The 18,347-nt window shown below is 70.6% G+C and carries 16 protein-coding genes; 12 read left to right on the forward strand and 4 right to left on the reverse strand.

The annotated features are described in order from the left end of the window. The first annotated feature begins 74 nt into the window (after positions 1–74). Positions 75–908 carry an arylamine N-acetyltransferase gene (locus ACIA8E_RS06685; RefSeq protein WP_399295250.1) on the forward strand — a complete coding sequence of 278 codons (834 nt, stop codon included), beginning with the start codon at positions 75–77 and terminating at the stop codon, positions 906–908. 184 nt (positions 909–1,092) lie between these two features. Then, complete coding sequence (locus ACIA8E_RS06690) at positions 1,093–1,977, forward strand: YceI family protein (protein ID WP_399295252.1); 885 nt, start codon at positions 1,093–1,095, stop codon at positions 1,975–1,977. Between the two features lie 32 nt (positions 1,978–2,009). Here the strand turns inward: ACIA8E_RS06690 and ACIA8E_RS06695 are convergent, their stop codons facing one another. Beyond that, positions 2,010–2,255: a hypothetical protein gene (locus ACIA8E_RS06695; RefSeq protein WP_030970176.1), complete on the reverse strand. Its 246-nt coding sequence runs from the start codon at positions 2,253–2,255 to the stop codon at positions 2,010–2,012. Between the two features lie 83 nt (positions 2,256–2,338). On the opposite strand from ACIA8E_RS06695, the gene holA reads away from it, so the two are divergent. Then, entirely contained in the window at positions 2,339–3,325 is a 987-nt protein-coding gene (holA, locus tag ACIA8E_RS06700) for a DNA polymerase III subunit delta (protein ID WP_399295254.1), read from the forward strand. A gap of 224 nt (positions 3,326–3,549) precedes the next feature. On the opposite strand, the gene rpsT is transcribed toward holA, so the two are convergent. After that, positions 3,550–3,816 carry a 30S ribosomal protein S20 gene (rpsT, locus tag ACIA8E_RS06705; protein WP_030921110.1) on the reverse strand — a complete coding sequence of 89 codons (267 nt, stop codon included), beginning with the start codon at positions 3,814–3,816 and terminating at the stop codon, positions 3,550–3,552. A gap of 215 nt (positions 3,817–4,031) precedes the next feature. Here rpsT and lepA point away from each other — a divergent pair, with 215 nt between their 5' ends. The 4 genes from lepA to hemW all read left to right on the forward strand — a co-directional run bounded on the left by lepA (position 4,032) and on the right by hemW (position 11,564). Continuing rightward, entirely contained in the window at positions 4,032–5,906 is a 1,875-nt protein-coding gene (gene lepA, locus ACIA8E_RS06710) for a translation elongation factor 4 (RefSeq protein ID WP_399295256.1), read from the forward strand. A gap of 315 nt (positions 5,907–6,221) precedes the next feature. Further along, a complete protein-coding gene (locus ACIA8E_RS06715; RefSeq protein ID WP_399295258.1) occupies positions 6,222–8,111 on the forward strand; it encodes an AMP-dependent synthetase/ligase in 1,890 nt (629 codons plus the stop codon). Between the two features lie 204 nt (positions 8,112–8,315). Continuing rightward, positions 8,316–10,289 (forward strand): SpoIIE family protein phosphatase, encoded by a 1,974-nt coding sequence (locus ACIA8E_RS06720; protein ID WP_399295260.1) that lies wholly within the window; start codon positions 8,316–8,318, stop codon positions 10,287–10,289. 33 nt (positions 10,290–10,322) lie between these two features. Continuing rightward, a complete protein-coding gene (hemW, locus tag ACIA8E_RS06725; protein WP_313937220.1) occupies positions 10,323–11,564 on the forward strand; it encodes a radical SAM family heme chaperone HemW in 1,242 nt (413 codons plus the stop codon). A gap of 139 nt (positions 11,565–11,703) precedes the next feature. On the opposite strand, the gene ACIA8E_RS06730 is transcribed toward hemW, so the two are convergent. Beyond that, positions 11,704–12,525, reverse strand: a complete 822-nt coding sequence (locus ACIA8E_RS06730; protein WP_399295262.1) for a DUF3097 domain-containing protein — start codon at positions 12,523–12,525, stop codon at positions 11,704–11,706. A gap of 25 nt (positions 12,526–12,550) precedes the next feature. Then, positions 12,551–13,273 (reverse strand): MBL fold metallo-hydrolase, encoded by a 723-nt coding sequence (locus ACIA8E_RS06735; RefSeq protein ID WP_399295264.1) that lies wholly within the window; start codon positions 13,271–13,273, stop codon positions 12,551–12,553. 191 nt (positions 13,274–13,464) lie between these two features. On the opposite strand from ACIA8E_RS06735, the gene hrcA reads away from it, so the two are divergent. The 5 genes from hrcA (at position 13,465) to ACIA8E_RS06760 (ending at position 18,284) form a co-directional block, all read left to right on the forward strand. Continuing rightward, complete coding sequence (hrcA, locus tag ACIA8E_RS06740; RefSeq protein WP_030921092.1) at positions 13,465–14,481, forward strand: heat-inducible transcriptional repressor HrcA; 1,017 nt, start codon at positions 13,465–13,467, stop codon at positions 14,479–14,481. After that, entirely contained in the window at positions 14,482–15,618 is a 1,137-nt protein-coding gene (gene dnaJ, locus ACIA8E_RS06745; RefSeq protein WP_356642936.1) for a molecular chaperone DnaJ, read from the forward strand. 188 nt (positions 15,619–15,806) lie between these two features. Continuing rightward, the gene (locus tag ACIA8E_RS06750) at positions 15,807–16,880 is read left to right on the forward strand and encodes a nitronate monooxygenase (protein ID WP_399295266.1); all 1,074 of its coding nucleotides are present in this window, start codon (positions 15,807–15,809) and stop codon (positions 16,878–16,880) included. Then, a complete protein-coding gene (locus tag ACIA8E_RS06755; protein WP_399295268.1) occupies positions 16,877–17,623 on the forward strand; it encodes a 16S rRNA (uracil(1498)-N(3))-methyltransferase in 747 nt (248 codons plus the stop codon). The genes ACIA8E_RS06750 and ACIA8E_RS06755 overlap by 4 nt, the downstream gene beginning before the upstream one ends. Before the next feature lie 196 nt (positions 17,624–17,819). Next, positions 17,820–18,284, forward strand: coding sequence for a hypothetical protein (locus ACIA8E_RS06760; RefSeq protein WP_399295270.1), 465 nt, complete (start codon positions 17,820–17,822; stop codon positions 18,282–18,284). The last annotated feature ends 63 nt before the right edge of the window (positions 18,285–18,347 follow it).

Below are 18,347 nucleotides of genomic sequence, written 5' to 3' on the forward strand. Positions count from 1 at the left end.
CCGTGCACCTCGGTCGGTGGTCCTAGGACCACCGGATCATGGTGCAGGGCGGCGCACCGGGACAGACTGTGGCCATGGACCCGCAATCGCCGCAGACCGTCGACGCCTATCTGGACCGCATCGGCGCCGTCCGTCCCGCGCGCACCGACGCAGCTGCCCTGCGCGATCTGCAGGTGCGGCACCTCACGACCGTGCCCTTCGAGAATCTGTCGATCCATCTCGGCGAAGACATCGTGCTGGAGGAGAAGGCGCTCCTGGACAAGGTGGTGGGCGCCCGGCGGGGTGGCTTCTGCTACGAACTGTGCGGCGCCTTCGCGGCCCTGCTGCGGGCCCTCGGCTTCGGCGTCACTCTGCTCCAGGCCCGCGTCTACGGGGACGGCGGACAACTCGGAATTCCGTACGACCATCTCGTGCTGCGCGTCGAGACCGACGATGGCACCGGACCCTGGCTCGCCGATGTCGGCTTCGGTGACCACGCCCATTTTCCGCTCGCGTTCGACGACCGTACGGACCAGGAGGACCCGCGGGGTACGTACCGGATCCGGGAGACGCCCGACGCCTCGGACTGTGCCGGGGCCGGGGATCTCGATGTGCTGCGTGACGGGGTGCCCCAGTACCGCCTCGATCCGCGGCCGCGGGCTCTTGCGGACTTCCGGGCCGGTGCCTGGTACCACTGCTCCTCGCCCGATTCGCACTTCACCCGGTCCCTGGTCTGCTCCCGGCTCACCGGCATGGGCAGGGTCACCCTCAGCGGGCGCACCCTCATCACGACGGTGGGTGGCGAGCGACATGAAGTTCCGCTGACCACCGACGCCGAGGTGCTTGCCGCCTACCGTGAGCACTTCGGGCTGCGGCTCGACCGGCTGCCCACGGTTCGCAGGGCGGGCATCCAAGGACCGAACGGCTGACGCACACAAGCGGAACGTTCAATTCGGACCTTCGGTAACACCTCCTCCCAAGCCCTGTCCAGACCCTCCGTTTGCCTCGAACGCCTCAAGGGTGATCGAATGCATGCTCGTCGGCGGGCCGCTGCTCCGACAACGACGTCCAGCCGTCAGGCCCCATGGTGAATCTCCCCCGGGGGTACTGAAGATGCTCGGCCGTTGGCTGGGAAGCAAGAAGGCGACGCACGCGGCGGGCGGCAGCCCGCTCGCCGGACTCGTTGTGCCGCGCACTGCGGGAGTGCTGAGCTGCCGTGTGCTCGATCCGGTCAACGTGGCTGTGCAGCGGGCCGAGTTCGTGGTCACGGACAGCGCGGGCCGCAAGGTCGTCGGCGGCGAGACGGACCCGTACGGGAACGTCCTCGCCACCGTCCCGGCGGGCGAATACCGACTGGCCGTCACGGCGGAGGGCTTCACTCCGTTCCATGGTTCGGCCACTGTCAGCGAGAGCGGCCACGCAGGCCTCGGCGACGTGATGCTCCAGGTCTCCGCACCCCCGCAGCTGCCCGCCCCCGGTGACTGGGAGATCGAGCCGGACCACACGCAGATCGGGTTCACCGCCCGTCACATCGGACTGGCCCGTATCCACGGCCGGTTCAACACGTTCGCCGGTGCGGTACGGATCGCCGACCGCATGGAGGACTCCGCCATGCACGTCATCATCGATGCCGCGTCGATCGACACGAACGTCCAGATGCGCGACGACCATCTGCGCTCCAGCGACTTCCTCGACGTCGGGCGCTACCCGACGCTCGAGTTCTACAGCGACCGTTTCGTCCACCGGGGCGGCAGCCGCTGGGGCGTCAGCGGCGCGCTGACCCTGCACGGCGTCAGCCGTACGGTGACGCTGGACACCCAGTACCTCGGCCTGGGCAACGGCCTCGAGGGCGAGACCCGGGCGGCGTGCCGGGCCACCACCGAGCTGCACCGTGAGGACTTCACGCTGACCTGGCAGACCATGCTGGCCCGAGGTATCGCCGTCGTCGGGCCCAGCATCGCCATCGACATGGACATCCAGATCGTCCCCAAGAGCTGAGCCCGGGGAGGCCTGCGGGCGGGGTGCCGCCGCTAAGGCGCTTCCAGCCATCCCTCGTACTCCGCCGCGAACGCGTCGAGCACCGCGGAGTCCAGCCGGCCGGCCGGGTCCTCGACGACCACCAGCCACTGGGCGTCCTCGGCGTCGTCCTCGCCGGCCAGTGCGTCGCGTACGAGCTGGGGCTCCTCGGCGACACCGAAACGGTCGGCGAGCTCTCCGGCCACCTCCTCCGCCGTATCGCGGTCGGGCAGCACCAGTACATGTCTTACATCGCTCACCTGCCCATTCTCCGGTACGGCGACGGGCGCGGGGACGGGCGGTCGAGCCGTGCTGTCAGCGGGGCGTGGGATGCTGGACGGCGATGGCCACCAGAAGGAATCCCACCGACGATCCGCTCGCCCCTCTCACGCTCGCCGTGGGCCAGGAGGACCTCCTCCTCGACCGTGCGGTGCAGCAGGTGGTGGCGGCGGCCCGGGCGTCCGACGCCGACACGGACGTCCGCGACCTCACCTCCGACCAGCTCCAGCCGGGCACCCTTGCCGAGCTGACGAGCCCTTCGCTCTTCGCCGAGCGCAAAGTGGTGATCGTGCGCAATGCGCAGGATCTCTCCGCCGACACGGTGAAGGACGTCAAGGCGTACCTCGGTGCGCCGGTCGAGGAGATCACGCTCGTGCTGCTCCACGCGGGCGGCGCGAAGGGCAAGGCGCTGCTGGACGCGGCGCGCAAGGCGGGTGCGCGGGAGGTCGCCTGCCCGAAGACGACCAAGCCCGCCGAGCGGCTGTCGTTCGTTCGGGCGGAGTTCCGGGCGCTGGGGCGTTCCGCGAGCCCCGAGGCCTGCCAGGCGCTCGTCGACTCCATCGGCAGCGATCTGCGGGAGCTGGCGAGTGCGGTGTCGCAGCTGGTCGCGGATGTCGAGGGCACGATCGACGAGGCGGTGGTCGGGCGCTACTACACCGGTCGTGCGGAGGCGTCCAGCTTCACCGTTGCCGACCGGGCGGTGGAGGGGCGGGCGGCGGAGGCGCTGGAGGCGTTGCGCTGGTCGCTGTCGACCGGGGTGGCGCCCGTGCTGATCACCAGTGCGCTCGCGCAGGGCGTACGGGCCATCGGCAAGCTGTCCTCGGCACGCGGGGGGCGTCCTGCGGATCTTGCGCGTGAGCTGGGGATGCCGCCGTGGAAGATCGACCGGGTGCGGCAGCAGATGCGGGGGTGGACGCCGGACGGGGTGGCGGTGGCGCTGCGGGCGGTCGCGGATGCGGACGCGGGGGTGAAGGGTGGCGGGGACGACCCCGAGTACGCCCTTGAGAAGGCCGTCGTTGCTGTTGCGCGGGCGGCGCGGAGCGGCCGGTGACCCGTGGGACGGCGAGGTGGGTGCCGGTCGTGACCGACTGAGCGCGAGCGGGTATGCCGAAGGCCCCGGTTCGTCGCCCTGGGGAGGGTGGCGGGCCGGGGCCTCGGTTTTTGCTTGGTGCGCCGCACCCGCGTGGCGAACGCAGGTTCGGTGTGCGGCGCGGGGGCCGGGCAGGGGCGGGAGAGAGGGCCCGCTGGTCCGTTCCGGCAGTTACATCAGAAAGCTCAGCCCTGGAGGGCGGCAACCTTGGAGGCCAGCGCCGACTTCTTGTTGGCGGCGGCGTTCTTGTGGATGACGCCCTTCGAGACAGCCTTGTCGAGTGCGCGCGAAGCGTCGCGAACGGCCGTGGTGGCCTTCTCGACGTCGCCCGCTGCGGCAGCCTCACGGGCCTTGCGGATCGCGGTCTTGAGCGAGGACTTGACGGCCTTGTTGCGCAGGCGCGCCTTCTCGTTCGTCTTGTTCCGCTTGATCTGGGACTTGATGTTCGCCACGAAAGAGCCTTTTCAGGTTCGTTGGATCTTCGATGTGCGCCCCGCCGCCCGTAGGAGCCACGAGGCACAGCTGTCCACGGTACCAGCCGCGCTCCGACCGGCCCAAACCGGTCTCTGCCCCGCAGCCGTGGGACGATGGAAGCTACGTATCGATCCGACCGACCCGACATCGACCCGAGACACGGCGTTCGGCGTCTCAAGAATCAGGACCCTGCGTGCCCGCGACTCCTACCAACGTGCCCGAGCCGAGCCGTACCGACCCGGCGCTGATCCGCAATTTCTGCATCATCGCTCACATCGACCACGGCAAGTCGACCCTTGCCGACCGGATGCTCCAGCTGACGGGCGTGGTCGACCAGCGGCAGATGCGCGCTCAGTACCTCGACCGGATGGACATCGAGCGCGAGCGCGGCATCACCATCAAGTCCCAGGCGGTCCGTCTGCCGTGGGCGCCCACCATGGGCGAGGGCGAGGGCAGCACCCACATCCTCAACATGATCGACACCCCGGGCCACGTGGACTTCACGTACGAGGTCTCCCGCTCGCTCGCCGCCTGCGAGGGCACGGTCCTGCTGGTCGACGCCGCGCAGGGCATCGAGGCCCAGACGCTGGCCAACCTCTACCTGGCGATGGAGAACGACCTCACCATCGTTCCGGTGCTCAACAAGATCGACCTGCCGGCCGCGCAGCCCGAGAAGTTCTCCGAGGAGCTGGCCAACCTCATCGGCTGCCAGCCCGAGGACGTCCTCAAGGTCTCCGCGAAGACCGGTGTCGGCGTGGACGCCCTGCTGAACCGGGTGGTCAAGGACGTCCCGGCGCCGATCGGCAAGGCCGATGCCCCGGCCCGCGCGATGATCTTCGACTCGGTCTACGACTCGTACCGTGGCGTCGTCACGTACGTCCGTGTCGTCGACGGTCAGCTCAACAAGCGCGAGCGCATCAAGATGATGTCCACCGGCGCCACCCACGAGCTGCTGGAGATCGGTGTCTCCTCCCCGGAGATGACCCCGGCCGACGGCCTCGGTGTGGGCGAAGTGGGCTACATCATCACCGGTGTGAAGGACGTCCGGCAGTCCAAGGTCGGTGACACGATCACCTCCCTGAGCAAGGGTGCGACCGAGGCGCTGGGCGGTTACAAGGACCCCAAGCCGATGGTGTTCTCGGGTCTGTATCCGCTGGACGGCTCCGACTACCCGGACCTGCGCGAGGCCCTCGACAAGCTCCAGCTCAACGACGCCGCCCTGGTGTACGAGCCGGAGACCTCCGCGGCCCTCGGCTTCGGCTTCCGTGTCGGCTTCCTGGGGCTGCTGCACCTCGACGTGATCCGCGAGCGCCTGGAGCGCGAGTTCGGTCTGGAGCTCATCGCCACCGCCCCCAACGTGGTCTACCGCGTCGAGATGGAGGACGGCAGCGAGCACATCGTCACCAACCCGAGCGAGTTCCCCGAAGGCAAGATCGACAAGGTGCACGAGCCGGTCGTACGTGCCACTGTCCTCGCCCCCAGCGAGTTCATCGGCGCGATCATGGAGCTCTGCCAGAACCGGCGCGGCACCCTGCTCGGCATGGACTACCTCTCCGAGGACCGGGTCGAGATCCGGTACACCCTGCCCCTCGCCGAGATCGTCTTCGACTTCTTCGACCAGCTGAAGTCCAAGACCCGCGGCTACGCCTCGCTCGACTACGAGCCCACCGGCGAGCAGTCCGCCCAGCTCGTCAAGGTCGACATCCTGCTGCACGGCGACAAGGTCGACGCGTTCTCCGCGGTCACGCACAAGGACAAGGCGTACGCGTACGGCGTGCGGCTCGTCGCCAAGCTGCGCGAGCTCATCCCGCGGCAGAACTTCGAGGTGCCGATCCAGGCGGCCATCGGCTCCCGGGTCATCGCCCGTGAGACCGTCCGCGCCATCCGCAAGGACGTTCTCGCCAAGTGCTACGGCGGTGACATCTCCCGTAAGCGGAAGCTGCTGGAGAAGCAGAAGGAAGGCAAGAAGCGGATGAAGATGGTCGGCAATGTGGAGGTGCCGCAGGAGGCCTTCATCGCCGTGCTGTCCACCGACGAGTCGGGCGGGGAGAGCAAGGGCAAGAAGTAGTTCCCGTCGGATTTCCGCTTCTGTCCCGGCTTGAGCCACGCTGCCCCTACTCGGCGGTAGCCCCAACGGACCCCTGCGTCGCAGCACCCTGCGGCGTGGGGGTCCGTTTGTTATGAAGCGGCGTCCGATTGCCTCTTACGCGGCGGACGCGCGCGCTCTACCCTGATCACGGCTCGTAGTTACTCGCGAGTTAAACAAGCGGAATCACGCACGCAGGATCAGCACGCAGACGGACGCACGTAAGCAGGAACAAGCAGCAGCACGCAGCAACCAAACAACCGGTCGTGAAGCACTGCCGCAGGCCCGGAGGATGTCGTGAGCGACACACAGACCATGATCGAGAACCGACCGCCCTCCGTGGCGACCCTCTTCATCGACCGCGTTGCGGCCACTCCGGACGGGGAGGCCTACCGCTACCCGGTCCCCTCGGCCACCGGACAGGGCGCCGACGAATGGAAGTCGCTGAGCTGGGCACAGGCCGCGGAGCGCGTGTACGCGATCGCCGCAGGGCTCATCGGTCTGGGGGTGGCGCCGGAGGAGCGGGTCGCGCTCTCCTCCGCCACCCGCGTCGAGTGGATCCTCGCCGACCTCGGCGTGATGTGCGCCGGCGCCGCGACCACCACGATCTACCCGTCGACGAACGCCGAGGAGTCGTCGTTCATCCTCGCCGACTCCGAGAGCCGGGTGCTGATCGCCGAGGATGCCGGCCAGCTGGCCAAGGCCCGCGAGAGCCGCGCCGACCTGCCGAACCTCACCCACGTCGTCGTCATCGACCCGGATGGCGTCGAGCCCGACGCGGCCGACCCCGAAGGCTGGGTGCTCTCGCTGGCCGATCTGGAGGCCCGCGGCACCGAGCTCCTGGCGAAGAACCCGGGTGCGGTCAAGGAGCGGGTCGACGCGATCACCGCCGAACAGCTGGCCACCCTGATCTACACCTCGGGCACCACCGGCCGCCCCAAGGGCGTACGGCTGCCGCACGACAACTGGTCGTACATGGCCAAGGCCACCGTGGCGACCGGCCTGATCACCAAGGACGACGTCCAGTATCTCTGGCTGCCGCTCGCGCACGTCTTCGGAAAGGTCCTCACCTCGGGCCAGATCGAGGTCGGCCATGTCACCGCCGTCGACGGCCGGATCGACAAGATCATCGAGAATCTGCCGGTGGTCCAGCCGACGTACATGGCCGCCGTGCCCCGTATCTTCGAGAAGGTCTACAACGGGGTCGCGTCCAAGGCGCGGGCCGGTGGCGGCGCCAAGTACAAGATCTTCCAGTGGGCGGCCGGGGTCGCCCGCGAGTACGCGAAGGTGTCCCAGGACAACTTCCGGCGCACCGGCACGGCCTCCGTCCCGTTCGGCCTCGGCGCCAAGCACAAGGTCGCCGACGCGCTCGTCTTCGCCAAGATCCGTGAGGCCTTCGGTGGCCGGCTCCGCGCCTGTGTCTCCGGCTCCGCGGCGCTCGCCCCCGACATCGGCTACTTCTTCGCAGGTGCCGGCATCCACATCCTGGAGGGCTACGGACTCACCGAGTCCAGCGCCGCCTCCTTCGTCAACCCGGGCGAGGCCTACCGCACCGGCACGGTCGGCAAGCCGCTCCCCGGCACCGAGGTACGGATCGCCGACGACGGCGAGATCATGCTGCGCGGCCCCGGCATCATGCAGGGCTACCACCGGCAGCCGGAGAAGACCACCGAGGTGCTGGAGGCCGACGGCTGGCTGCACAGCGGTGACATCGGCGAGCTGTCCGCGGACGGCTACCTGCGGATCACCGACCGCAAGAAGGACCTGATCAAGACGTCGGGCGGCAAGTACGTCGCTCCGGCGGAGGTCGAGGGACAGTTCAAGGCGGTGTGCCCGTTCGTCTCCAACATCCTGGTGCACGGCGCGGACCGTAACTACTGCACCGCCCTGATCGCCCTCGACGAGCCGACCATCCTCGGCTGGGCCGCCGAGAACGGCCTGGAAGGCAGGACGTACGCCGAAGTGGTGGCGTCCCCGAAGGCCGTGGAGCTCATCGACGGCTATGTGAAGCGGCTCAACGGCGGGCTGCAGCGCTGGCAGACCATCAAGCAGTTCCGGCTGCTGCCGCGCGACCTCGATGTCGAGCACGGCGAGCTGACGCCGAGCCTCAAGCTCAAGAGGCCGGTCGTCGAGCGCGAGTACAAGGGCCTCATCGACGAGATGTACGTGGGCGCCCGCGAGGCGTAGGCACGGCCCGTGGTGCGGACGAGGGCGGACCGCCCCGTCCGCACCGCTGTTCCTGATGCCCGTTCCTGCTCGTCGTTCCTGTGTCTTCTCCTCCCACTTCGGTAACTAGGTGCTTCTGGGGAGGGTCGGTCTGTCACTCTGTCCGTGTCGTCAGCGGCACACGGCGCCACACAGGCCGTGCGAGAACAGGTCAGGAGCGGCGCCATGGGGCCCATTCCCTTGCAGCGGGACACCGTTCAGCGTCCCGGTAACCACGTCGGGCGGGCGAACGCGCAGCCGGCCGCACGGACGAGCCTGCCGGGGAATCTCCTCGCCCCGGCCGCCGCGCGCCGGTTCGTCCGGGCAGCCCTCGCCGAGTGGACCGGGCTCGGGCTGCCCGCGGCGGTGGGCTTCAGCGACCGGCTGGCCGACGACGCGGTGATCGTCGCCGATGAGCTCGTCACCAACGCCGTCGTGCATGCCGGAACCACCGTCGAGCTGCTGTTCCGGCTGGAGGAGGCGGCCGAGGACGAGGCCGCAGCCCTGGTGCTGGAGGTCGCCGACCACCACCCCGCCCGTTCCGTACGCAACGAACGCCCCGACCCGGTGCCCGCGGCGGACCCGGACGACCCGGCCGAGGTCGGGCGCGGGCTGCAGATCGTCGCCGCACTCGCCGAGCGCTGGGGCATCACGTACCGCACCGGCCTGAAGACCGTCTGGGCCCGGCTGCCCGTCGACGACTGGACCGCGTTGCCCGAGGCGGCTGCCGGGCCGGAACTCCGGAGCGGGCTGCGCACCGCCGAACTGCTCGCCCCCACCGCCCGGCGCGCTCTGCGCGACGACGCGGACTGGGCGGGCCGCGGTGCGCTCTCATTCCTCGCCGAGGCCTCCGACCTGCTCGCCGGCCAGCTCGACGAGGACATCGTGGCGGCGCTCGCCGGGCAGTTACTTGTGCCCAGACTCGCCGACTGGTGCGCGATCTGGCTGGAGCCGGAGCACGGCGGGCCCGCGGCCGTCCCCCGGCTCGCGAGCGTCTGGCACCGTGACGAGGCCGAGACCGGGCAGCTGCGCACCGTGTTGGAGCAGGACCCGATCCGGCTGCCGGAGCGGGTGGGCACCGGGCCCGTCTCCATGCCGTGGCCCGGCGCCGACGAGGACGGGGCAGCCCCAGGCGCCGACGAGCGCTCCAGTGGCCGCGCAGGGGCCGCGCTCGCCTATCGGATAACCGCCGGCGGCCGCACGCTCGGAGCCGTACTCCTGGGACGGGAGGGCATCGCCCGCGTCCCCGACGGGGTGACCGCGCTGATCGAGGACTTCGTACGCCGCGTCGGCCTCGCCGTCGGCGCCGCCCGCGCCTACACCCGACAGGCCACCATCAGCCGCATCCTGCAGCGCGGACTGCTGCCCAGCAAGGTCGCCGACATCCCCGGAGTCACCAGCTCACTGGTGTACGAACCCAGTGACGACGGCGTCGTCGGTGGTGACTTCTACGACATCTTCGCGTGCCCCGGCGACCGCTGGTGCTTCATCCTCGGCGATGTGCAGGGCAGCGGTCCCGAGGCCGCCGTCGTCACCGGCCTGGCCCGCCCCTGGCTGCGGCTGCTGGCCCGGGAGGGCTTCCGCGTCGGCGAGGTGCTGGACCGGCTCAACCGGCTGCTCCTCGACGACGCGATGGAGACCGCCGAGGCCGCCGCCCTCATGGTCGCTGCGGCGGGCGGGCAGCACCTGGCGGAGGGCGGCCAGCATCTGCGGGAGGACGGCCAGCAGCTGCCGGACGGCGGGCAGCCCCGGTTCCTCTCCCTGCTGTACGGGGAGATGGTGCCGCTGCCCGGCGGCGGCGTGCGTTGCACGCTGGCCAGTGCGGGCCATCCGCTGCCGCTGCTGCTGCGCCCGGACGGCACCGTGCGGCCCGCTGCCGAGCCACAGGTGCTGCTCGGGGTCGTCGAGGACGTCGCGTACGAGAGCCAGAGCTTCGACCTGGCGCCGGGCGACAGCCTGTTGTGCGTCACGGACGGCGTGACGGAGCGGCGCTCCGGGCCGCTGATGTTCGACGACGGGGACGGTCTGGCCCAGGCACTGGCGGGCTGCGCCGGGCTGACCGCGGAAGGGATCGCGGACCGGATCAAACGGGCCGTCCACGAGTTCGCCGAGCGGCCGCCGGACGACGATCTGGCGCTGGTCGTGCTGCAGGCCCAGTGAGCGTGGGCCGGGAACGGCCGGCGGCGAGTGACAATGGACGGTATGCCTTCCGTACTGCCCGATGGTGAACCCGTGCCCGACGACGGGGCCCTGCCCCGCCATGCCCTGGAAGGCGCTGCCGACCGCCCGCTCGGCTTCTACCTGCATGTGCCGTACTGCGCGACCCGCTGCGGCTACTGCGACTTCAACACGTACACCGCGACCGAGCTGCGCGGCTCCGGCGGTGCGCTGGCCTCCCGTGACAACTACGCCGCCCACCTGATCGGCGAGGTCCGGCAGGCCCGGAAGGTGCTCGGCGACGACCCGCGGCCGGTCCGTACGGTGTTCGTCGGCGGCGGCACGCCCACGTTGCTGGCCGCCGGGGATCTCGTACGGATGCTGGCGGCGATCCGGGACGAGTTCGGGCTCGCCGACGACGCGGAGATCACGACCGAGGCCAATCCGGAGTCCGTCGATCCGGCATATCTGGCGGAGCTGCGGGAAGGCGGCTTCAACCGGATCTCGTTCGGGATGCAGAGTGCGCGGCAGCACGTGCTGAAGATCCTCGACCGTACGCATACGCCGGGGCGGCCCGAGGCATGCGTCGCGGAGGCGAGGGCCGCGGGCTTCGAGCACGTCAACCTCGACCTGATCTACGGCACCCCCGGGGAGTCCGACGACGACTGGCGGGCCTCGCTGGACGCGGCGATCGGGGCAGGGCCGGATCACGTGTCCGCCTACGCGCTGATCGTCGAGGAGGGGACGCAGCTGGCGCGGCGGATCCGGCGCGGCGAGGTTCCGATGACGGACGACGACGTCCACGCCGACCGCTATCTGATCGCCGACGAGGCGATGGCCGCGGCGGGCTTCTCCTGGTACGAGGTGTCGAACTGGGCCCGGACGCCGGAGGGGCGGTGCCTGCACAACGAGCTGTACTGGCGGGGCGCCGACTGGTGGGGGGCCGGGCCGGGCGCGCACAGCCATGTGGGCGGGGTGCGGTGGTGGAACGTCAAGCATCCCGGTGCGTACGCGCAGGCCCTGGCGGAAGGGCGGTCGCCGGGGGCGGGACGCGAGGTGCTCTCCGAGGAGGACCGCCGCGTCGAACGGATCCTGCTGGAGCTGCGGCTGGTCGACGGCTGTCCGCTGTCGCTGCTGGCGCCGGCCGGGCTGGCCGCGGCGGGACGAGCGGTGGCGGACGGGTTGCTGGAGGAGGCGCCCTATGCGGAGGGACGGGCCGTGCTGACTCTGCGGGGTCGGCTGCTTGCGGACGCGGTGGTCAGGGACCTGGTGGACTGATGGGGACGGGCAGGGGTGGGGGCGCGCCCGCACCCCTGCCGGGTCCTGTCCTGCCCGTAACCGGCTCCCCCCGAACCCCGGGCCCGCGAACCCCGGACGGACCGAAGGCGCCCGGTCACGGCGGGAGGACCAGCCCCGCCTAGCCGGTCGGCGCCGTGACGAAGTCGATCAGCTCCTCCACCCGGCCCAGCAGCGCCGGCTCCAGATCCCGGTACGAGCGGACCGTGGACAGGATGCGCTGCCACGCAGCCCCCGTGTTCTCCGGCCAGCCCAGCGACCGGCACACGCCCGTCTTCCAGTCCTGGCCGCGCGGGACCACCGGCCAGCTCGCGACGCCCACCGACGACGGCTTCACCGCCTCCCAGACGTCGATGTAGGGGTGGCCCACCACCAGCACGTTCGCGTCCGTGACCTCGCTCGCGATCCTCGACTCCTTGGAGCCGGGGACCAGGTGGTCGACCAGGACGCCCAGTCGCGCGTCCGGGCCGGGGGAGAAGTCGCGGACGATGGCCGGGAGGTCGTCGATGCCCTCCAGGTACTCGACGACCACGCCCTCGATGCGCAGGTCGTCGCCCCAGACCCGTTCGACCAGCTCCGCGTCGTGCCGGCCCTCGACATAGATCCGGCCCGCCCGTGCCACCCGCGCCCGCGCCCCGGGGACCGCGAGCGAGCCGGAGGCCGTGCGGGCGGGGCGTACGGGACCCGGCGCCGATGGGCGTACGAGGGTGACGACCCGGCCCTCCAGCAGGAAGCCGCGAGGCTCCATCGGAAACACCCGGTGCTTGCCGAAACGGTCCTCCAGGGTCACCGTCGGGCCCTGGGCCGTTTTCTCGCAGCGGATCACGGCGCCGCAGAAGCCGCTGGAGACCTCCTCCACGACCAGATCGGGCTCGGCGGGGACCTCGGGGACGGGGGCGGACTTCTTCCACGGTGGGGTCAGATCCGGGTGGTAGCTGCGCATCGGACGACGATAGGACGGGAACGGGTCACGACACGCCGAATGCAGTGGACAGTTGGTCACGTTGCGCACGGACGAACGAGGCGTCCACGAGCGCACCGTGCCCCGGCACGTACACCGCGTCCTCGCCGCCCAGCGCCAGCAGCCGGTCCAGCGCGGCCGGCCAGCGCGACGGCATCGCGTCCGTTCCCGCCTGCGGTTCGCCGGACTCCTCGACCAGGTCGCCGCAGAACACGACGGCGGGGGAGCCGGGCACCAGGACCGCGAGATCGTGGCCGCTGTGGCCGGGGCCCACGTTCGCCAGCAGCACCTGGCGGCCGCCGCCCAGGTCGAGGGTCCACTCGTCGTGCACCTGGTGGTGCGGCGCCACCAGCACACCGGCCGACTGCGCCGCGTCCCCCTCGGGCACCCCGTGGCGCACGGCGTCGGCGCGCAGCTCGTCCGCTCCGCGGGCCAGGAGATCCGTCACTCCGACCGCCCCGTACACCTCGGCCCCGGAGAAGGCCGCGGTGCCGAGCACATGGTCGAAGTGAGGGTGGCTGAGTGCGATATGCGTCACCCTCCGGCCGATCAGTGCCTCCACCTGGGCCCTGACCTCCGTGCCTTCGCGCAGCGTCGATCCGGTGTCGAAGAGCAGCGCCCCGTCCGCTCCGACCACCAGTGCGACCGTCGCGTCCCACCCGGGAAGCCGCCGCCGGCCCACACCGTTGCCGAGTCGCTCCCAGCCGAACTCTTCCCAAGAGGCGTCCATGCGGCGACGCTATCGGCAACGACCTGCGCAGTCTCGGGGTAGCGTGGCCGGTCGCCCTTGCTAGGGCCCTACCCGGCCGCCGTACACTGGCGGGGGATTACTGGCACTCGTACGCATCGAGTGCCAGGGCTCTTCGAGGAACGACGGAAACGACCGGGATCCACCGAGTGACACAGCTGGAGGTGTGCGCCATGCTCAGCGAACGCAGACTCGAAGTGCTGCGCGCCATCGTCCAGGACTATGTCGGCACCGAGGAGCCCGTCGGTTCCAAGGCGCTCACCGAGCGGCACAAGCTGGGGGTCTCCCCGGCCACGGTCCGCAACGACATGGCAGTGCTGGAGGACGAGGGCTTCATCGCCCAGCCGCACACCAGCGCGGGGCGCATCCCGACGGACAAGGGCTACCGGCTCTTCGTCGACAAGCTCGCGGGGGTCAAGCCCCTGTCGTCGCCGGAGCGCAGGGCCATTCAGAACTTCCTCGACGGCGCGGTCGACCTCGACGACGTCGTGGGCCGCACCGTACGGCTGCTCGCGCAGCTGACCCGGCAGGTCGCCGTCGTGCAGTACCCCTCGCTCACCCGGTCGACGGTGCGGCATGTGGAGCTGCTGTCTCTGGCGCCCGCCCGGCTGATGCTCGTGCTGATCACGGACACCGGCCGGGTCGAGCAGCGCATGATCGACTGCCCCGCGCCGTTCGGTGAGACTTCTCTCGCCGATCTGCGGGCCCGGCTCAACAGCCGGGTCGTCGGACGCCGTTTCGCGGACGTCCCGCAGCTGGTGCAGGATCTGCCGGAATCCTTCGAGAGCGAGGACCGGGGAACCGTGTCCACCGTGCTCTCGATCCTGCTCGAAACCCTCGTCGAGGAGACGGAGGAGCGGCTGATGATCGGCGGCACCTCCAACCTCACCCGCTTCGGGCACGACTTCCCCCTGATGATCCGGCCGGTGCTGGAGGCATTGGAGGAGCAGGTCGTGCTGCTGAAGCTGCTCGGCGAGGCCAAGGACTCGGGCATGACCGTACGTATCGGGCACGAGAACGCCCACGAGGGGCTCAACTCCACGTCCGTCGTCGCGGTCGGCTACGGTTCGGGCGACGAGGCAGTCGCCAAACTCGGCGTGGTCGGACCGACCCGCATGGACTACCCCGGAACGATGGGAGCGGTACGCGCAGTGGCACGTTACGTCGGACAGATCCTGGCGGAGTCGTAAGTGGCCACGGACTACTACGCCGTACTCGGCGTGCGCCGCGACGCATCTCAGGACGAGATCAAGAAGGCCTTCCGGCGGCTCGCACGCGAGCTGCATCCGGATGTCAACCCCGATCCGAAGACCCAGGAGCGGTTCAAGGAGATCAACGCCGCCTACGAGGTGTTGTCGGACCCGCAGAAGAAGCAGGTCTACGACCTCGGCGGCGACCCGCTGTCCGCTTCGGGCGGCGGTGGCGCGGGCGGATTCGGACAGGGTGGCTTCGGCAACTTCTCCGACATCATGGACGCGTTCTTCGGTACGGCGTCGCAGCGCGGACCCCGTTCGCGCACCCGGCGCGGCCAGGACGCGATGATCCGGCTGGAGATCGATCTCGGCGAGGCCGCGTTCGGCACCACCAAGGACATCCAGGTCGACACGGCCGTCGTCTGTACGACCTGCAGTGGCGAGGGCGCCGCACCCGGCACCTCCGCCCAGACCTGTGACATGTGCCGCGGCCGCGGTGAGGTCTCCCAGGTCACCCGGTCGTTCCTCGGCCAGGTCATGACCTCGCGGCCCTGCCCGCAGTGTCAGGGCTTCGGTACGGTCGTGCCGACCCCGTGCCCGGAGTGCGCCGGTGACGGTCGCATCCGTTCGCGGCGCACGCTCACCGTGAAGATCCCCGCCGGTGTCGACAACGGCACCCGCATCCAGCTTGCGGGCGAGGGCGAGGTCGGCCCCGGCGGCGGCCCGGCCGGCGACCTGTACGTCGAGATCCACGAGCTGCCGCACGCGGTGTTCCAGCGCCGTGGCGACGATCTGCACTGCACTGTCACGATCCCCATGACGGCGGGCGCGCTCGGCACCAAGGTGCCGTTGGAGACGCTCGACGGCCTGGAGGAGGTCGACATCCGGCCGGGCACCCAGTCCGGTCAGTCGGTCCCGCTCCACGGCCGCGGCATCACCCACCTGCGTGGTGGCGGACGCGGCGACCTGATCGTGCACGTCGAGGTGATGACCCCGTCGAAGCTGGACCCGGAGCAGGAGCGACTGCTGCGTGAGCTGGCGCAGCTGCGCGGGGAGGAGCGGCCCACCGGTCAGTTCCAGCCGGGACAGCAGGGGTTGTTCTCCCGGCTCAAGGACGCGTTCAACGGCCGCTGAGTGCCGTCCGTCGCGTCAACTGCCCCCTGCAACGCACCGCCCGCCGGTCCTGGACCGGCGGGCGGTACGCATATGGCGGTAGCCCTTCCGGTCACCTTTCGGATCCCCTCCGACTCCCGCTCCGGATATCTTTCGGGCCACCTCATGGCTGATTCGGCAGGGTGCAGGCGACGTGGCACGATGCGGTCATGTCATCCGCGTTGACCGATCTCTGCCGGTATCCGATCGTGCAGGCCCCGATGGCGGGCGGTGTGTCCTGTCCACAGCTGGTCGCGGCCGTCGCCGAAGCGGGCGGGCTCGGTTTCCTCGCTGCCGGGTACAAGACGGCGGACGGCATGTACAACGAGATCAAACAGCTGCGCCGGCTGACCGGTCAGCCGTTCGGCGTCAACGTCTTCATGCCGCAGCCGAACCTCGCGGACCCGAGCGCCGTCGAGGTGTACCGGCAGCAGCTGGCCGCTGAGGCCGCCTGGTACGAGACTCCGCTCGGTGACCCGGACTCGTGCGGTGACGACGGATACGAGGCCAAGCTCGCCATCCTTGTGGAGGACCCGGTTCCGGCGGTCTCCTTCACGTTCGGCTGCCCCACCCGCGACACCTTCGACGCGCTCGCCGGAGTCGGTACGTACACCGTCGTGACGGTCACCACGCCGGAGGAGGCGCAGACCGCCCAGTGGGCGGGCGCCGACGCGGTCTGTGTCCAGGGCATCGAGGCGGGCGGCCACCGGTCCACCTACCGCGACGACCCGCAGACCGACGGCACCGGCATTGGACTGCTCTCCCTGGTGGCCGAGGTCCGCGAGACCGTCCAGGTGCCGGTCATCGCGGCGGGCGGCATCATGCGTGGTTCCCAGATCGCGGCGGTGATCGCGGCGGGCGCGGAGGCGGCGCAGCTCGGCACGGCTTTCCTGGCCTGCCCCGAGTCCGGTGCCCATCTGCTGCACAAGCAGGCGCTGACCAACCCGTTGTTCGCACGGACGGCGCTGACCCGGGCGTTCTCCGGGCGTCCGGCCCGCGGCCTCGTCAACCGCTTCATGCGCGAGCACGGGCCGTACGCCCCCGCCGCCTACCCGCAGGTGCACCATGTCACCAGCGGGCTGCGCAAGGCCGCAGCCAAGGCCGGGGACGCCCAGGGCATGGCCCTGTGGGCGGGCCAGGGCCACCGGATGGCACGCGAGCTGCCGGCCGGCCGGCTGACCGAACTGCTCGCCGAAGAACTGGATGCCGCGCGCGCGGCAGTGAGCACAAGGAGCACGCAGTGACCGCACCGGTCTTCGTCGTCGAGCAGGTCCCCAGCGGCCCGCGGTTCGTCCTGGACGGGCCGGAGGGGCGGCACGCCGTATCGGTGAAACGGCTGCACGCCGGTGAGGGCGTCGTCCTGACGGACGGGCACGGCCGGTGGGTGGAAGGCGTCGTGGATGCCGCCGAGGGCAAGGACCGGCTCGTCCTCACGGGCCTCGGCACGGTCCACGAGGAGCCCCGCCCCGCGCCCCGTATCACCGTGGTCCAGGCGCTCCCCAAGGGCGACCGTGGTGAGGTCGCCGTCGAGACCCTTACGGAGACCGGTGCCGACGCGATCGTGCCGTGGCAGGCCTCGCGCTGCATCACCCAATGGAAGGGTGACCGTGGCCTCAAGTCCCTGGCGAAATGGCGGAACACGGCCCGCGAGGCGGGCAAGCAGTCGCGCCGGGCGCTGTTCCCGGAGGTGACGGACGCCATGACGACCAAACAGGTTGCCGCTCTTCTGGCCACAGCGGACTTCGCGGCTGTCCTGCACGAGGAGCGGGAGTACGACAGCGAGCCGCTGGCCACCGTCGGACTCCCGGTCGGGGGCGAGATCATGCTGGTCGTAGGGCCCGAGGGCGGTGTCTCGCCGGACGAGCTGGAAGCGTTCGCCGAGGCCGGCGCCCGGACCTGCCGGCTCGGCCGGAGCGTGCTGCGCACCTCCACGGCGGGCACCGCGGCGACGGCGCTGCTGCTGGGACGCACCGGCCGCTGGGCGTAACCACCCCATACAGCAAGTCCGGTGTGGCCGCAAGCGGTCTACCGCACGACGGGGGAGTAGTGGGACGCTTCCACGTATGGGGACATTGAGGGCATCAAGTCCATGGGGGCACGGCCGGACCCGTCGCATTCCGGCCGTACTGTGCCTTGTCGGTGCGGCGGTTGCGGGGGCCGTCGCCTGTGAGCCGATCGACGGGATGAACTCCGCGTCCGTCGCCCTGACCACGGACCGGACCGGCACCGGGGCGCTGGAGGGCAAAGGGGTCGATGTGCGGTGGCTGAACTGCACGGCCGAGGTCGAGGGCGTCGGTGCGACGCCGTCCTCGCCCTCACCCTCCGCGTCCGTGCGGCAGGTGGCGCAGGTCGACTGCCGCGGCCGGACCGTGGGCGGCAAGGACATCACGCTCGCCGGCAAGGTCACGAAGGAGGTCAACGGGCTCTGCGTCCGGGGGGACTTGACCGGGAGGGTCAGCGACAGGACCGTCCTGCGGGCCGATGTGCTCGGCGACTGCGACGCCGCCCCCTCGACCGGCGGTGTGACACCGCCGACGGGAGGTGGGGGCGGCGGGAACGGCGGTGGTGGCGGAAAGAACGGTGGTGGCGGTGCCCGGCCGACGGTCACCGTGACCGTCACGGTGATCGAATATCCCCGGGGCAAGTGAGTGCGTCCGACACGCAGGCGTGGGCGGACTCCGGCCAACCCCGTTCCCCGGAGCACGACCGCG

This window comes from Streptomyces sp. NPDC051664, assembly GCF_044453545.1.
Classification (GTDB): domain Bacteria; phylum Actinomycetota; class Actinomycetes; order Streptomycetales; family Streptomycetaceae; genus Streptomyces.

Coding starts and splice junctions, on each gene's coding strand:
- ACIA8E_RS06685 (WP_399295250.1), top strand. CDS start 75: ATGGACCCGCAATCGCCGCAGACCGTCGACGCCTATCTGGACCGCATC.
- ACIA8E_RS06690 (WP_399295252.1), top strand. CDS start 1,093: ATGCTCGGCCGTTGGCTGGGAAGCAAGAAGGCGACGCACGCGGCGGGC.
- holA (WP_399295254.1), top strand. CDS start 2,339: ATGGCCACCAGAAGGAATCCCACCGACGATCCGCTCGCCCCTCTCACG.
- ACIA8E_RS06720 (WP_399295260.1), top strand. CDS start 8,316: ATGGGGCCCATTCCCTTGCAGCGGGACACCGTTCAGCGTCCCGGTAAC.
- hemW (WP_313937220.1), top strand. CDS start 10,323: ATGGACGGTATGCCTTCCGTACTGCCCGATGGTGAACCCGTGCCCGAC.
- ACIA8E_RS06730 (WP_399295262.1), bottom strand. CDS start 12,525: ATGCGCAGCTACCACCCGGATCTGACCCCACCGTGGAAGAAGTCCGCC.
- ACIA8E_RS06735 (WP_399295264.1), bottom strand. CDS start 13,273: ATGGACGCCTCTTGGGAAGAGTTCGGCTGGGAGCGACTCGGCAACGGT.
- hrcA (WP_030921092.1), top strand. CDS start 13,465: ATGCTCAGCGAACGCAGACTCGAAGTGCTGCGCGCCATCGTCCAGGAC.
- ACIA8E_RS06750 (WP_399295266.1), top strand. CDS start 15,807: ATGTCATCCGCGTTGACCGATCTCTGCCGGTATCCGATCGTGCAGGCC.
- ACIA8E_RS06760 (WP_399295270.1), top strand. CDS start 17,820: ATGAACTCCGCGTCCGTCGCCCTGACCACGGACCGGACCGGCACCGGG.